Genomic DNA, 15,328 nt, shown 5'->3' with positions numbered 1-15,328 from the left:
GACTGAGGAGGCACAGATCATGGGGGATCTAGCAATAGATTTCTGTGGGGAATGGTACGAACCATCCGACGAAGACGTCTTTGACATTGGTCGCGAAGGTGACCTGGAGGTCGACGACAACCCGTATCTGCACCGACGCTTCCTGCAGATTGCCCGTTACGACGGCATGTGGTGGCTCAGCAACGTGGGCAGCATGTTGTCTGCCACCATCGCCGATGGTTCCGGCGGCATGCAGGCCTGGCTTGCGCCGGGTGCAAGGATCCCGTTGGTCTTCAGCCACACCAACGTGATCTTCACTGCCGGGCCCACAACGTATGAATTCGCCGTCCATTTGAAGACGCCGTCGTTCCGGCATGAGGCCCGCGAAGAGGACCAGGCGGGGGACACCACCATTGGCCCCGTGGTCTTCACGGACTCACAGAAGGCCCTGATCGTGGCCTTGGCTGAGCCCATGCTGCGCCGCGAAGGCACTGGCTTCAGCGCCATTCCCTCCTCAGCAGAGGCTGCGAAGCGGCTGGGTTGGGCCCTGACACGGTTCAACCGCAAGCTGGACAACGTGTGCGACAAACTGGACCGCGTTGGAGTCGTTGGTTTGCGCGGTGGCGCAGGGAAACTCGCCACCAACCGCCGCGCCCGCCTGGTGGAGCACGCGGTGACCTCGCATCTGGTGACCCCGGCTGATTTGCACCTCCTTGAAAAAATGACTGGAGTCGACGAAGGATGAAGTTTCGCCTGACCTTGCGGCGTGATCCTGCCGAAGCAAAGGACCTCGCCGTGACGGTGGATGGTCGCGCCACCGTGGCGGACATAGCCACCGAACTCTGGGTCGCCGACCCCGTACGCAAGGGGACCGAACCGCCGTCGAACCTGTCCATCAGCGTGGACGAAGCGTTCGTTGGCGGTGGCCTGTCCGGACACGTGCTCCGCCCCACCGACAACTTGCTGGAGTCCGGGTTGCGGCCCGGATCCAAGGTCTCGCTCGCGCAGGTCAGCGAACAGTTTGCCTCGAACGGCCACGCCAGCGGCACCAACAGGGGACCGGCAGCGGCGACGTTGCGCGTCATGTCAGGGCCCGACGTCGGGCGCGAGTTTTCGCTGCCTTTCGGCACCAGCTACATCGGCCGGGACAGGGACGCCGACATCAGGCTTTCCGACCCGCTGACGTCCAAGCGCCATGCCCGCGTCACGGTGGGCGAGACGGTGGAGATCGTGGATACGAACTCTGCCAACGGGCTGCTCATGGACGGCTTGCCCGTCACGCGGGCAACACTGCAATCCTCGGACACGGTTACGTTGGGCGATACCACTGTAGGAGTGGTGGCGTTGTCCCGGAACCACAGTGGTGGACCGTCGTCGCCCTTGGTGGACTTCAACCGGTCACCGCGGGTCCTGCCGAGGTTCGAGTCACCCAAGCGGGTGCCGCCGGCCGGTCCCAAGCGCCCCGAGCACCAGCCGTTCCCCTACATCATGCTGGTGGCGCCGCTGCTGATGGGCGGCGTGCTTTTTGCCGTCACCCAGAACCTGCTCTCTGTCCTCTTCATGGCCATGATGCCGCTGTTCATCGTGGGGCACTACGTAGACCACAAGATGCAGAGCAAGCGCCAGGCCAAGGAAGGCCACAAGCAGTTCAAGGCCGCCATGCTGGCTTTCCGCGAGGACATCGACCGGCAGCAGAACATCGAGCGCGCCGTCAGGCTCCAGGAAGCGCCTTCGGTCAGCGATACTGTGGACGCGATCTACAAACTTGGCCCCTTGCTGTGGACCAACCGTCCCGAGCACCAGCACTTCCTGGGCGTCCGTTTCGGGCTGGGCTCCGCGCCGTCGCGCATCCCCTTTGACGAGCCAAGCGCCAACGAAACCGAACCGCAGTACATGCGGGAAATCCAGGAATGCCTTCAGCAGGTCCGGGTGATCGAGGGCGTGCCCATTGTTTCCCAACTGCGGACCTCCGGATCGTTCGGCGTGGCGGGGGACCGCAGCGTGGTGGACGATGTTGCCCGCGGGATGGTGCTTCAACTGGTAGGCCTCCACTCGCCTGCAGAAGTGGTCCTGACCTCGCTGACCTCTGCGCGCTCCCGTGAACGTTGGGACTGGCTGCAATGGCTTCCGCATGTCGGTTCAGGCCACAGCCCGCTGTCCGGTGACCACCTCGCCGCAGGCCCTGGCGCCGGTGCTGCCTTGTTGTCCCGCTTGGAAAGCCTCGTGGAAGAGCGCGAGTCCATGGCCAAGGAACCAGGGCCGCAGCATCGCCCCGGGCTCAAGAACGAGCACGAAGAAATCCCAGCCCCCGTTGTGCCCGCTGTCCTGGTGATCGTGGAAGACGATGCTCCCGTGGACCGTGGACGCCTCACGCGCCTGGTGGAGCGCGGCCCTGACCATGGAGTGCACGTCATGTGGGTAGCAGCCAACGTGCAGTCCCTCCCTGCAGCGTGCCGGGACTTCCTCTCCGTTGACGGCGATCACGGCACCACAACAGGCCAGGTCCGCCTGGGCAGGCACACCTATCCTGTGAGCTGCGAAAGCCTCGATGCGGACCTTGCCACGCAACTGGCCCGCATGATGTCGCCGTTGGTGGACGTCGGAAACCCGCTCGACGACGACTCCGACCTCCCGCGCGCCGTGTCCTACGCCACGTTGATCGGCAAGGAACTGATGGACAACCCGCAGGCCGTTGCTGAACGTTGGCAGGAGAACAATTCTGTCCACGCCACCGCCGTGCCCAACCGTAAGGACAGCGGCAGCCTCCGGGCTTTGGTTGGTTCCAAGGGCGTGGAACCGTTCTACCTCGACCTAAAGAACGAGGGGCCCCACGCACTGGTGGGCGGAACCACCGGTGCCGGCAAGTCCGAATTCCTCCAATCCTGGGTGATGGGCATGGCCGCTGCCTACAGCCCGGACCGTGTCAGCTTCCTGTTCGTGGACTACAAGGGCGGCGCAGCATTCGCGGATTGCCTCCACCTGCCTCACACCGTGGGACTGGTGACGGACTTGTCCCCGCACCTGGTCCGCCGTGCACTGACCTCCCTGCGCGCCGAACTGCACTATCGGGAACGGCTCCTGAACCGTAAGAAGGCCAAGGACCTGCTGGCGTTGCAACGCGAAGCCGATCCCGAGGCCCCGCCGTACCTGATCATCATCGTGGACGAATTTGCGGCGCTGGCTACGGAAGTTCCCGAGTTCGTTGACGGCGTGGTGGACGTTGCTGCCCGTGGCCGTTCCCTGGGTCTGCACCTGATCCTTGCCACCCAACGGCCCGCCGGCGTCATCAAGGACAACCTGCGTGCCAACACCAACCTCCGTGTCGCTTTGCGCATGGCTGATGAAGTGGATGCGGTGGACATTCTTGGTGTTCCCACCGCCGCCTATTTTGATCCCTCCATCCCGGGCCGTGGCGCCGCGAAGACCGGCCCCGGGCGGATCCAGGGTTTCCAGACCGGATATGCCGGTGGCTGGACCACCGAGAAACCGCAGCGTCCGCGGATCGACATCGTGGAGATGGCCTTCGGCTCCGGGCCCACCTGGGAGCCGCCGTTGGTGGCCCAGGTGGAGGAAGAACCCGCGGGGCCGAACGATATCGCCCGGATGACGGAAAACATCATCCGTGCCGCGGACGTCCTCTCGATCGAGCCTCCCCGCAAGCCGTGGCTCAACGAACTGGCCACCACGTACGACTTCTCCAAGCTCCCTAATCCGCGGACGGATGAGCGGCTCCTGTTGGGCGTCGCGGACGATCCCGCCCACCAGGACCAGCCCACCGTGTTCTACGAACCGGACAAGGACGGCAACATGGCCGTCTACGGCACGGGTGGATCCGGAAAGTCGGCAGCGTTGCGCAGTATCGCCATCGCCGCAGCCGTCACACCCCGCGGTGGCCCGGTACATATTTACGGCATCGACTGCGGTTCCTCCGGCCTGAAGATGCTGGACGGACTCCCGCACGTGGGTGAAATCATCAATGGCGACGACGTTGAACGCGTTGGCCGGTTGCTCCGCTGGCTCAAGGAAGTAGCCGACGACCGCGCTGCACGGTTCGCCGAAGTCAGGGCCTCCACGATCGTGGAGTACCGGCAGTTGGCCAACCGGCCGGACGAGAAGCGCATCTTCATCCTGGTCGATGGCATGTCCTCCTTCCGGGAAGGATACGAGTACAGCAAGCTGTCCGCGCTGTGGGACATCTTCCTGACACTGGCCACCGACGGACGTCCCCTGGGCATCCACCTGGTAGTCAGCGGTGACCGCACCAACTCTGTTCCGGCGTCGCTCCTGGCTTCCATCCAGAAACGGTTGGTCCTGCGCCTCAGCTCCGAAGACGACTACATGACCCTGGACGTCCCCAAGGACGTCCTCAACGCCGCCTCTCCTCCCGGGCGTGGGTTGCTGGATGGACTCGAAGTCCAGCTCGCCGTGCTGGGTGGCAACTCGAACCTGGCACTGCAAGCGCGCGAAGTGGCCAAGCTCAGCCAGGCCATGGTCCGTCAAGGGCTGGAGCAGGCACCGCAAATCCAGCGCCTCCCGGAGCTGGTGGACCTGGACATCCTGCCCACCGGTGCTCCGGACAACCCCGTTATTGGTGTCGACGACGAGACACTGGGTTCGGCGGCCATCGCCGCCAAGGGCTCGCTCCTCCTCGCTGGCCCTCCGGGTGCCGGACGGACGGTGGCGCTGGTGACCCTGGCGTACGCCTTGCGTCGCTCCAACCCGCGGACAGACCTGATCTACATCGGCTCGCGCCGGTCCGCCGTGGCGTCGCTGAACATCTGGAGCCGCTCGTTGGTGGGTCCGGATGAAGTGTCCGACGTCGTGGATGACCTGATCGACAAGGCCTCGGACAACCCGGGCAGCATGGCCATTTTCATCGAGGGCCTGACCGAGTTCACGGACACCTTGGCTGAATCGGGGGTCGGCCGCCTGGTCACGGCGGCCATCAAGGCCGATCAATGGGTGGTGGGCGAATCTGAAACGTCCACCTGGTCCCAGGCCTGGTCCTTGGCACAGCCGTTCAAGTCCGGGCGCCGTGGGCTCTTGCTCAACCCGGGAGACGTGGAAGGCGACAGCCTGCTCAACACCTCCCTGGGCAGGATCAGCACCGACTTCATTCCCGGCCGCGGATACATTGTTGGACGCGGCAAAGTACGCAAACTGCAGATCGCCATGCCGCCGGAGAACCGAAGCTAGGATTTGCCGCAGCGCGGGGGATATAGGAGGATTTCACAAAACACCCGAACTTCTTGAAAACCGGTGGCACCCCAACGCCCCGGCTGAGGTTACTTCATGCGACACTCCGTTGTCCCTGCCGTTCTTCTGACCGCTGGTCTGCTGTTGGCGCCAGCTGCCGCCGTCCACGCTGCTCCATGTGACGGGAAGTTATCCTGCGCGCCCAGTGAGGGAGTCCAGGACCCCTTGCCGACGCAGCCTGCGCTGGCCCCGGAATCGGACAAGAGGCCCACGCCCAAACCGGAACCGACCCGTGTCCGCGAGACACAGAAGGCACCTGCACCTGCACCAGCCGCTCCCGAGCCGCCTGTCCAGGCACCACAGCCCGTAGTGACGCAGTTCGTTACCGTGGCACCCCGGGTGACCAGTCCGGCGTCGGGCCCGTCCGAACCCGCGCCCACGCCTGAGGCGACCGTGGCGTCTGCAACGCCGTCGGCCTCGCCTTCTGCGACACCCAGCTCAGCCAGCCCCAGCCCGTCTAAGTCGTCCAACTGGAACACCCCCGTGGACAAGGGCAAGGAGACGCAGGCCGCCGCCATGGCCAGCACGTCCATCTCCGGCCCCAACGTGCTGGGCCTCTTCGGTATCCTGGGTGCCGTTCTCCTGGTGGGCCTGGGCGGCCTGGCGTTCGCCCTGTGGAGCAAGAACCGGCTTTCTTCGCACTAGCCGCGCCGCAAAAATGTCGTTGGCTTGCGGCAAGATAGACGTGTGAGCACACCAGAAACTGCGAATCCGGTAGAAACCACAGGTGAACAGGCGGCTGCAACCGTCGTGGAAGCAGAGGGGACCCCACCTTCGGAGTCTTTGCGCGATGAGTACGAGCAACTGGCCGATCTCGTCCGCAAATACCGGTATGCCTATTACCAGGAAGACTCACCTACGGTATCCGATGCCGAGTTTGATGAACTGTACCGGCGCCTGGAGGAGATGGAAGCCCTCCACCCGGAGCTTGTCTCGAACGATTCCCCCACGCAGGAAGTGGGCGGCGAGGTCTCCTCGGCATTCGCTGCCGTGGAGCACCTGCAACGCATGTACAGCCTGGATGACGTTTTCTCCCTGGACGAGCTTGAGGCCTGGGTGCGGAAGGCGGAAGCTTCGGTGGCCAAACTCGGAGACTCCGTTCCGCCCATTGCCTGGCTGACAGAGTTGAAGATCGACGGCCTCGCTGTGAACCTCCTCTACCGAGACGGCAAGCTCGTCCGTGCGGCCACGCGCGGCGATGGCACAACTGGTGAAGACATCACCCACAACGTCCTGACCATCAAGGAAATCCCACGCGAACTCACCGGATCCGGGTATCCCTCTGAAGTCGAAATCAGGGGTGAGGTATTTATCCCCTCCAAGGCCTTCGTAGAGTTCAACGAAACCCTCGTCGCCGCCGGCAAAGCACCGCTCGCCAACCCGCGCAATGCTGCCGCTGGCTCGCTGCGACAAAAGGATCCTGCGGAAACCGCCAAGCGGCCCCTGAGCATGTACGTCCACGGCATCGGCGCCCGCGAAGGATTGGAAGCCAAGAGCCAGTCCGAAACGTACAAGCTTCTTGAAGCCTGGGGGCTGCCCACCAGTCCGTACCTCAAGGTCCTGGACTCGTTTGACGAGGTCCTTGAGTTCATTGGGCACTACGGCGAGCACCGGCACGACCTCGCACATGAGATCGACGGCATTGTGGTCAAGATCGACGACTTCGCCACCCAACGGGCCCTCGGCTACACCTCCCGCGTTCCGAGGTGGGCTGCTGCCTACAAATACCCGCCGGAAGAAGTCCACACCAAGCTCCTGGACATTGCCGTCAACGTAGGCCGTACCGGCCGGGTGACTCCGTTCGGATTGATGGAACCCGTGAAGGTGGCCGGCTCCACGGTGGGCATGGCGACGCTGCACAACCAGGACGTGGTCAAGGCCAAGGGCGTCATGATCGGCGACATCGTGATCCTTCGGAAAGCCGGCGATGTCATCCCCGAAATCGTGGGCCCTGTGCTGGCCCTGCGTGACAAACAGGATCCACCGGTCCGGGAGTTCGTGATGCCCACCGAATGCCCGTCCTGCGGCACCCCTCTGGCTCCGGCCAAGGAAAGCGACGTTGACATTCGTTGCCCCAATGCGAAGTCGTGCCCGTCGCAGCTGCGTGAGCGCGTGTTCCACCTCGCGGGCCGTGGTGCGTTCGATATTGAGGCGTTGGGGTGGGAAGCGGCCATAGCGCTCACGCAGCCCGCGGAGCCGGAGATCCCGCCGCTGACCAGTGAGGCGGGCCTGTTCAGCCTGACCCGCGAGGACCTGGCCGATGTCCTGATCCGCAGGGAGAAGCGTTCCAAGGGTGTGGGCACGGGCGAGTATGAGCTGGTTCCGTACTTCTATACCAAGGGCACGGCCAAGTCCCCCTCCAAGCCAACGGCCACCACCGAGAAACTGTTTGTGGAGTTGGAGAAAGCCAAGAAGCAGCCGCTCTGGCGTGTTTTGGTAGCGCTCTCCATCAGGCATGTGGGCCCCACCGCTTCGCGGGCTCTGGCTACCGCCTTCGGCAGCATGGACGCCATCCGGAACGCCACGGAGGAGCAAATGGCCCATGTGGATGGTGTAGGCCCCACCATTGCAGTGGCACTCCAAGAGTGGTTCGCCGTGGACTGGCACAACGAGATCGTCGACAGCTGGGCAGCGGCCGGTGTGCGGATGGAAGACGAGCGGGACACGTCCGTGCCGCGCACCCTTGAAGGGCTCACCATCGTTGTTACCGGTACTTTGCCCAACTTCAGCCGGGACGAAGCCAAGGAAGCCATCATCATTCGTGGCGGGAAGGCGTCTGGTTCCGTTTCCAAGAAGACCAGCTACCTGGTCGCCGGCGAAAGCGCCGGCACCAAGCTGGACAAGGCAGAGCAGTTGGGAGTTCCCGTGCTGGACGAGGACGGGTTCCGGGAGTTGCTCGCCAATGGTCCCGCGGCTGCGGCAGACGAGCCTGCGGACAACGAAACGGCGCAGGACGACGCCACGGAAGCAGTCTCCGAATGACGGAGGTGAACGGGCTCCTGGCAGTAGCCAAACGTGCCGCTGCGGCGGGTGCTGCTGTGCTCGCGCAGCGGTCCGTCAGCGGCACAGGCGGCGATGGCCTCGAAACCACCAACAAGGGTGAGGACGGCGACTGGGTCACGGCCTTTGATGTCGCGGCTGAGAATGCCGTCCGCGAAGCCATCCTTGCAGAGCGGCCCCACGACACCATCACTGGCGAGGAGCACGGCACCACCAGGCCGGACATGCCTTCCGGATACCGCTGGTCCATTGACCCCTTGGACGGGACCACCAACTTCATCCGAAACATCGCCTACTACGCCACCTCTGTGGCCGTAGCCGATTCCGACGGCGTATGGCTGGCCGGGGTGGTCCACGCACCTGCCCTGGGTCGCGTCTACTCGGCCGCCCGTGGACAAGGAGCCTGGTTGGAGGTCGGTGGAGAGACCACCCGCTTGGCAGGTCCTGTCCAGGGACGAAGGGGACTCATCCTGGCTACGGGATTCAGCTACGATCCCGCTACCCGCGCAGACCAGTCGGCCGGCCTCGCTGAGCTTATGGACGGTTTTGCCGACGTCCGGCGCCTGGGTTCTGCGGCCTTGGATCTCTGTTTGGTCGCCGACGGTACTTTTGACGCTTACGGCGAGCGTGGCCTGAACGAGCACGATTTCTCTGCCGGTGCGCTGATCGCCGAAGAGGCGGGCTGCTGGGTGCGCAGACCACGGTTGGAGAGCCCTTTGAACGGTGGGCCAAGCACCGAAGACCGTCTGGCGGCCTGGATGTGCGCCGGCGCCTTGGAACTGTCCGGCAAGTTTCCTTTGTGATGACCAATCCGTGATCAAAACCCTCGCCATCGCCAACTACCGATCCATCCGGGACCTCGCCATGGAGTTGCATGGCCTGGACATCGTGACCGGTGCCAACGGCAGCGGAAAGTCCTCGCTGTACCGGGCGCTTCGGCTGTTGGCAGAGTGTGCCGGGGGCGACTCCGGCAACGTGGTGGGTTCGCTTGCCCGCGACGGCGGTTTGCCCTCCACACTGTGGGCAGGCCCGGAGTCCATCAGCAAGGCCATGCGCAGTGGTGACGTGCCTGTCCAGGGAACGGTACGGCGTGAGTCCGTAAGCCTGAAGCTGGGTTACTCCGGGGACGATTTTGGATACTTGGTGGACCTGGGGATGCCAACGCCCGGCGGTGCCGGATTCGACCAGGAAACCGGCAGGCCCCGGCCCTCCGCCTTCAGCTTGGATCCCGAAATAAAACGGGAGCAGATCTTCTCCGGCCCTGTAGCACGGCCAAGCTCACTGTTGGTCGACCGGAAGGGAAGCCTGGCCAAGCTGCGCGGACCCGGCAGCGAGTGGACAGAGTTATCCAGGCGGCTGGACACTTTCCAGAGCATGCTGACGGAGGTTTCGGACCAGGACAGGGCGCCGGAGGTTCTGCGGGTTCGTGATTCGGTCCGTTCATGGCGGTTCTACGATCACTTCCGCACGGATGCCGACGCTCCCGCCCGCCAGGCGCAGCTCGGAACCCGCACACCCGTGCTTCATCACAGCGGCAAGGATCTTGCGGCTGCTCTGCAAACACTGCGCGAGGTGGGCTTCGAGCGGCAGTTGGATGCCGCCGTCGGCCATGCCTTTCCCGGAAGCCGCCTGGAGATTGCCGTCAACGACGGCCGGTTCAGCGTGGAACTCAGTCAGCCCGGCATGTTGCGGCCCATGAAGGCCGCAGAGCTCTCGGACGGAACCCTGCGGTTCCTGTTGCTGACCGCGGCGTTGCTGACCCCGCGGCCCCCCGAGCTCATGGTCCTCAACGAACCCGAGACCAGCCTCCACGTTGACCTGATGCCGGCACTGGCCGGATTGATTGTCCAGGCCAGTGCCAACAGCCAGATGATCGTCGTGACCCACTCGGAAGCGTTGCTCAAGGCGCTGCGCGAGAGCGGTGCCGCCCATGAGCATGAGCTCTACAAGGACCTCGGCGAGACCCGGATCAAGGGTCTGGGATCGCTGGAAGGTCCCTCGTGGAGCTGGCCCAAGCGCTGAGGGCCGCCCGCGTGACGCGGCATGGGTCCTAGAACGCTGATCCGATGGACGTGAGCTGCTGCGCCGCGGAGCCTGCGAAGCGGTTCTCCGGCCGGGCCAGTCCGTAGTGTCCGCGGAGCGTGGACTCGGTGTACTCCGTACGGAACAGCCCGCGCTGCTGGAGGATCGGTACTACGTGGTCCACGAACACCTCCAGTCCTGAGGGAAGGACCGGCGGCATGATGTTGAAGCCATCCGCGGCGCCGGCAAAGAACCAGTCCTGGATGGCGTCAGCAACCTGTTCAGGTGTTCCGGAGAAGGTACGGTGCCCGCGTCCTCCACCCAGCCGGCCGATCAGCTGGCGAACAGTGAGCTGCTCCCGGCGGGCCAGCTCCACGATCAGCGTGTAGCGGCTCTTGGCACCCTCAATGTCGTCCTCGGACGGCAGGTCGGCAGGGAGTTGGCGGTCCAGGGGGAGGTCCTCAGGCTTCAGGCGCAACGTCTTGGCCAGTTGCTCCCGGGCGTATTCGGGCTTGATGAGCTCGTCCAGTTCACGCTCAAGCTTGAGGGCTTCGGCTTCAGTGGATCCGATGACCGGGACGATCCCCGGCAGGATCTTGATGCCTTCCGGGTCGCGGCCCACCGCTGCGGTGCGTGACTTCAGGTCAGAGTAGAAGGCTTGGGCGTCGGCCAGGGTCTGGTGGGCGGTGAAGACGGCTTCGGCATACTGCGCCGCCAGCTTCTTGCCGTCTTCGGAAGAGCCGGCCTGGACGATCAGCGGGTGGCCCTGGGGTGAACGGGGAACATTGAGGGGGCCACGAACGCGGAAGTGTTTCCCCTCGTGCTCGATGACCCGGATCTTGTTGTCATCGCCCCAGACGCCCTCGGCCTTGTCCGCGAGGATGGCGTCATCTTCCCAGCTGTCCCAGAGTTTCTGTGCCACCTCGATGAACTCAGCGGCCCGCTCGTACCGGACGGCATGGGCCGGCTGGTCATCCACACCGAAGTTGCGCGCGGCGTCCGGTCCCGCCGTCGTGACGACGTTCCAGCCTGCACGTCCACCACTGACCCAGTCCACCGAAGCGAAACGGCGCGCAAGGTTGAAGGGGTCGTTGTAGGTGGTGGAGGCGGTCGCGATCAGGCCGATCCTTTGAGTTGCGGCAGCGATGGCCGTCAGCAGCACGGTTGGTTCCAGTTTTCCGGCAGGACGGCGGCCCACCTCGCCAAAGAGGACGGGGGAGTCAGCGAAGAAGATGGAATCGAGCTTTCCGCGTTCGGCCGTGCGGGCCAGGTGCTGGTAGTGCTCCACTTTGGTAGAGGCAAGGGGGTCGCTTTCGGGCAGGCGCCATGATGCTTCGTGGTGCCCTGTGCTCATCAGGAACGCGTTGAGGTGCAATGTGCGGTCTGGCGGGGTCATGGTTTCTCCTCGGGTCAGGACAGTTGGGGCCGGTGTGTGGCAACTCAAGCACGGGTCCAAAGCCCTCCGCCAGCGTTTCGACATGTCCCCGCAACAGCACGAAACCGGGGTTCACGGCAGGCAACGCGGCTCCATCCGACGCCACGGGAGGCAACACAAAAGCAGCCCAGCAGTTGTCCACCCGATCAACAAAGCACGGGCCGCCGTCGTCGTGTGTTCCGTTCGTGACTGATAGTTCCATCACGGAAAGGCCCTTTTGGCGCCTTTGGTGCGACCGGCACGACTACCATTGGTAGGTGCTTTCGCCGATTACCGTCCGTCCCGCCCTGCCCGAAGACTACGACGCCGTTGCCCGCATTACGCAGGACTCCTACGTCACTGCGGGGTACTACGGCGACGCCGACCACCCGTACCTGCAGAAGCTCCAGGATGTGGCAGGCCGTGCAGAGCACGCCGACATCCTTGTGGCAGAGCGCAACGGCGAGGTGATCGGTTCGGTCACCGCGGCTCCTGCGGGCGGCGGCTTCTCGGACATCGGCCTGGAGGATGAGCTGGAACTGCGGACCCTCGTGGTGGATCCGGCTGTGCAGCGCTCCGGTGCCGGCCGCGCCCTGGTGCAGGCCGTCGTCGATCAGGCCAAGGCCATGGACGGCATCAGGGCCGTTTCGCTGACCACCGGCGCGACGTGGGAAAGTGCCAACGCCCTGTATGCACGCACCGGCTTTGACCGCGCGCCGCACCGCGACTGGTTCGTTCCCGGCACCGACATAAAGCTGTTCGTTTACCGGCTGGACCTCCCGCAGTCATAAAGTTTCCTTCGTAAACGCCGGTCACCGGACCGTGCGAAACGACAGGAAGGCGCGGCATGCGCAAGACATTCGGCACGGGTTCGGTCTGGGAGCAGACCCTTGGATACTCCCGCGCAGTCCAGGTGGACAGCACCCTCTTCATTTCTGCGACGGCAGCCAGTGGGCCCGATGGCATTGTTGGCGAAGACTTCTACTCGCAGACCAAGTACATTCTCGAAAAGCTCGGCACCGTTCTGGAAGAAGCCGGGTTCTCCTACGAGGACGTTGTGCAGTCCAAGCTGTACCTGACGGACATCAGCAAGTGGGAAGACGCCGGCCGTGCGCACGGTGAGGTCTTCGGCGAGATCCGCCCCGCGCTTGCCCTGGTCCACGTCCTGCCGTTCCTCGATCCCGCGATGCTGGTGGAGATCGAGCTCGTGGCGCAGAAGAGCGCGTAACGCACCCAACTGAGTCGCATTAGTGGTTGTTGTGAGCGCTCAGAACAACCACTAATGCCAGTTGGTTGAGCTAGCTCGGGATGCCGTAGCGGTGTTCCGGCCGACCCGTGGTCCCGTAGCGCAGTTGGATTTCGACGGCGCCATCGTCCGCGAGCGAGGACAGGTACCGTTGCGCCGTGGCCCGGGAAACGCCAACGCGTTCCGCCACCTCGGCAGCTGAATACTGCTCACCAGGGATCAACGATTCCAGGACCGCCGCTTCGGTCGCCGAGCGGGGTTTGGCGGCCGGCGTGACGTCACCGGGAATCAGGGAGCGCTTTGCGCGTTCAATGGTGGTCTGGTCCACGGCGCTCTGCTGGCCCAAAATCCTCCGGTACCTGGCGTAGGACCGGAGTTGCTGGGACAGGGACTCGGCCGTGAAGGGTTTGAGCATGTACCCCAGCGCGCCGCGACGCAGGGCAACCTTGATGGACTGCGCATCCGAGGCGGCGGTGAGCATCACGGCGTCGACGTCCAACTGGCCCAGCAGGTCCAAGCCGGAGCCATCCGGCAGGTACACGTCCAGCAGCACCAGGTCCGGGCGGAGGCTGTGGATCGCCTGCAGCGCTTGGGACACGGAGCCCGCCGGCGCCAAAGCCATGAAGCCGGCCACGGAATCCACATAGGCAGCGTGGAGCCTTGCCACGTGGAAGTCGTCATCCACGATCAGCACCCTCAAATCCTCAGCCACTGCTGTCCTCCCTCAAGGTAGAGTCGGCACCTGCATCCACAGTGCCGGAAAAGTCCATGACACCGGGGATGGTTGCCATGAACACCGCCCCCGGACCGCCATGGCTGCCGGGCTCCAGAACGCGGACGTCGCCGCCGCGCCTTCGCGCCAGCTGCCGCACCAACGCCAACCCCAAACCTTGTCCAGCCCCCGAGCGTACCGGTTGTTCCGACGTCGTAAATCCTTCTGCGAAGACCTCTTCGGGTTCAAGGCTCCCCAAACCGTCGCCCGAGTCTCCCACCACGATATGCAAGGTGCCGCCCGTTGTGGTGGCGTCGTCCAGCAGTTCAACCTCCACCCAGCGGTCCGCGGCGGACCCGGCGACGGCGGCACTCACCGCGTTGTCGATCAGGTTGCCGAGCACCGTGGTCACGTCCTGGGGATCGGCCACGTGCCCACGGACCAATGTTTCGGGCCCGACGCGGAGGGCCACGCCGCGCTCCGAAGCCTCCACGCCCTTGGCGCCAACGAACGCCTGCAAGTACGGGTCCTGCAGGAGTTCAGCCTGCTCCACCGGGAACTTCAACGGGCCCGTTGCGGAGATCCGGGCCAAGTATGCCTTGGCCGATTCGTACTGGCCGATGCTCATGAAACCCGCGATCGTGTGGAGCTGGTTGGCGAACTCGTGGCGCTGGGCGCGGAGGGCTGTGGACATGGTACCCACGGCGTCGAGTTGGCGGGTGAGTTGCTGCAATTCCGTACGATCACGCAGCATGACCACCCAGCCAAGGTCCTCCTTGCGATGCCAGGCCTTGCGTGCACTCACCACCAGAACGCGCCCACCTGCAACAATCTCCACGGCCTCCGCATCACGTGCCGCGGGCTGCGTGAGCTGTTTGAGTTGCTCGGGAACGGCGGCGGACGCCCAGTCCTGCCCGGTGGCATCGGGCATGTCCAGGAGCCTGGCGGCTGCTGCGTTGAACACGGAGATGCGCCCGTCCGCCGCGATACCGATCACGCCGTCATCCACGCCTTGGAGTACCGCTACCTGGTCGTGGACGAGGGTGCTGATTTCTTCGGGCTCAAGACCGAGGGTGAGCCGCTGCAGCCTGCGGCGGAGCAAGAACGACGCCAGGACGCCGGCAAGCAATGCTCCGCCAGCAGTGAGGGCAATGGGTACGATGTCGCGGGCCAGGCTGTTGCCAAGAGACTCCACGGAGTAGCCCACGCTGACTTCGCCCACGATTGCGCCGGGCGTTTCCGGCGAGTACACCGGCACCTTGGCGCCGGCCGATGGTCCCAACGTTCCGGTGTTGCGGGTAGTGATTTCCTCACCGCCCAATGCCACCGAGGGGTCCGTGCTGACGCGTTCACCCAGCCGCGCCGTCTCCGGGTGGGCCAGCCTGAGGCCGGTTTCGTCCGTGATGACCACGAACAAGGCGCCGGTGCGCGCCCGTACCGCCTCGGCAGCTTCTTGCAGGGGCCCGACGGCGAGTACTTCCGAGGGAGGCGTTCCCTCTTCCCTGCTGATGAGCTGCACGTTGGTCCTGATATCCGGATCCGCCGCGACCGTCCTGGCAAGGGTGAGGGCTTGGTTCTCGGCTTCGGTGCCGATCCGTTCGTACACCAGCCAGGCATGGACTGTTCCGCTGAGCAGGACCACCAGCAGGACAACCCCCAGTTGGAGGAGGAGGGTCTGGGTGGAAAACCGCATGATCCA

At 64.5% G+C, this 15,328-nt stretch carries 11 protein-coding genes; 8 read left to right on the top strand and 3 right to left on the bottom strand.

The window, feature by feature from the left end; translation table 11 throughout:
- Positions 1 to 19: 19 nt before the first annotated feature.
- The 6 genes from WBN73_RS03330 (at position 20) to WBN73_RS03305 (ending at position 10,257) form a co-directional block, all read left to right on the top strand.
- The gene (locus tag WBN73_RS03330) at positions 20 to 724 is read left to right on the top strand and encodes a hypothetical protein (protein ID WP_026541428.1); all 705 of its coding nucleotides are present in this window, start codon (positions 20 to 22) and stop codon (positions 722 to 724) included.
- Positions 721 to 5,175, top strand: coding sequence for an FtsK/SpoIIIE domain-containing protein (locus WBN73_RS03325; RefSeq protein ID WP_337339601.1), 4,455 nt, complete (start codon positions 721 to 723; stop codon positions 5,173 to 5,175). Before WBN73_RS03330 ends, WBN73_RS03325 begins: the two co-directional genes overlap by 4 nt.
- A gap of 96 nt (positions 5,176 to 5,271) precedes the next feature.
- Positions 5,272 to 5,880, top strand: coding sequence for a hypothetical protein (locus WBN73_RS03320; RefSeq protein ID WP_337339602.1), 609 nt, complete (start codon positions 5,272 to 5,274; stop codon positions 5,878 to 5,880).
- A 42-nt stretch (positions 5,881 to 5,922) separates the two neighbouring features.
- Complete coding sequence (ligA, locus tag WBN73_RS03315; protein ID WP_337339603.1) at positions 5,923 to 8,217, top strand: NAD-dependent DNA ligase LigA; 2,295 nt, start codon at positions 5,923 to 5,925, stop codon at positions 8,215 to 8,217.
- The gene (locus WBN73_RS03310) at positions 8,214 to 9,038 is read left to right on the top strand and encodes an inositol monophosphatase family protein (RefSeq protein ID WP_337339604.1); all 825 of its coding nucleotides are present in this window, start codon (positions 8,214 to 8,216) and stop codon (positions 9,036 to 9,038) included. Before ligA ends, WBN73_RS03310 begins: the two co-directional genes overlap by 4 nt.
- 10 nt (positions 9,039 to 9,048) lie before the next feature.
- Positions 9,049 to 10,257: an AAA family ATPase gene (locus WBN73_RS03305; RefSeq protein ID WP_337339605.1), complete on the top strand. Its 1,209-nt coding sequence runs from the start codon at positions 9,049 to 9,051 to the stop codon at positions 10,255 to 10,257.
- A gap of 28 nt (positions 10,258 to 10,285) precedes the next feature.
- On the opposite strand, the gene WBN73_RS03300 is transcribed toward WBN73_RS03305, so the two are convergent.
- Positions 10,286 to 11,653 carry an LLM class flavin-dependent oxidoreductase gene (locus WBN73_RS03300; protein ID WP_337339606.1) on the bottom strand — a complete coding sequence of 456 codons (1,368 nt, stop codon included), beginning with the start codon at positions 11,651 to 11,653 and terminating at the stop codon, positions 10,286 to 10,288.
- Between the two features lie 296 nt (positions 11,654 to 11,949).
- On the opposite strand from WBN73_RS03300, the gene WBN73_RS03295 reads away from it, so the two are divergent.
- Both WBN73_RS03295 and WBN73_RS03290 read left to right on the top strand, forming a co-directional pair.
- Positions 11,950 to 12,462 carry a GNAT family N-acetyltransferase gene (locus WBN73_RS03295; protein WP_337339607.1) on the top strand — a complete coding sequence of 171 codons (513 nt, stop codon included), beginning with the start codon at positions 11,950 to 11,952 and terminating at the stop codon, positions 12,460 to 12,462.
- A 56-nt stretch (positions 12,463 to 12,518) separates the two neighbouring features.
- Positions 12,519 to 12,899: a RidA family protein gene (locus WBN73_RS03290; protein WP_337339608.1), complete on the top strand. Its 381-nt coding sequence runs from the start codon at positions 12,519 to 12,521 to the stop codon at positions 12,897 to 12,899.
- Between the two features lie 70 nt (positions 12,900 to 12,969).
- Here WBN73_RS03290 and WBN73_RS03285 read toward each other — a convergent pair whose 3' ends face one another.
- Both WBN73_RS03285 and WBN73_RS03280 read right to left on the bottom strand, forming a co-directional pair.
- Positions 12,970 to 13,629 (bottom strand): response regulator, encoded by a 660-nt coding sequence (locus WBN73_RS03285; RefSeq protein WP_280627589.1) that lies wholly within the window; start codon positions 13,627 to 13,629, stop codon positions 12,970 to 12,972.
- Entirely contained in the window at positions 13,622 to 15,322 is a 1,701-nt protein-coding gene (locus tag WBN73_RS03280; RefSeq protein ID WP_337339609.1) for a sensor histidine kinase, read from the bottom strand. The genes WBN73_RS03285 and WBN73_RS03280 overlap by 8 nt, the downstream gene beginning before the upstream one ends.
- Positions 15,323 to 15,328 lie beyond the last annotated feature (6 nt).

The organism is Paenarthrobacter sp. CCNWLY172 (assembly GCF_037402035.1).
GTDB lineage: Bacteria > Actinomycetota > Actinomycetes > Actinomycetales > Micrococcaceae > Arthrobacter.
The sequence above is the reverse complement of the archived record's forward strand: the minus strand, read 5'-3'. Positions and strand labels throughout refer to the sequence as shown.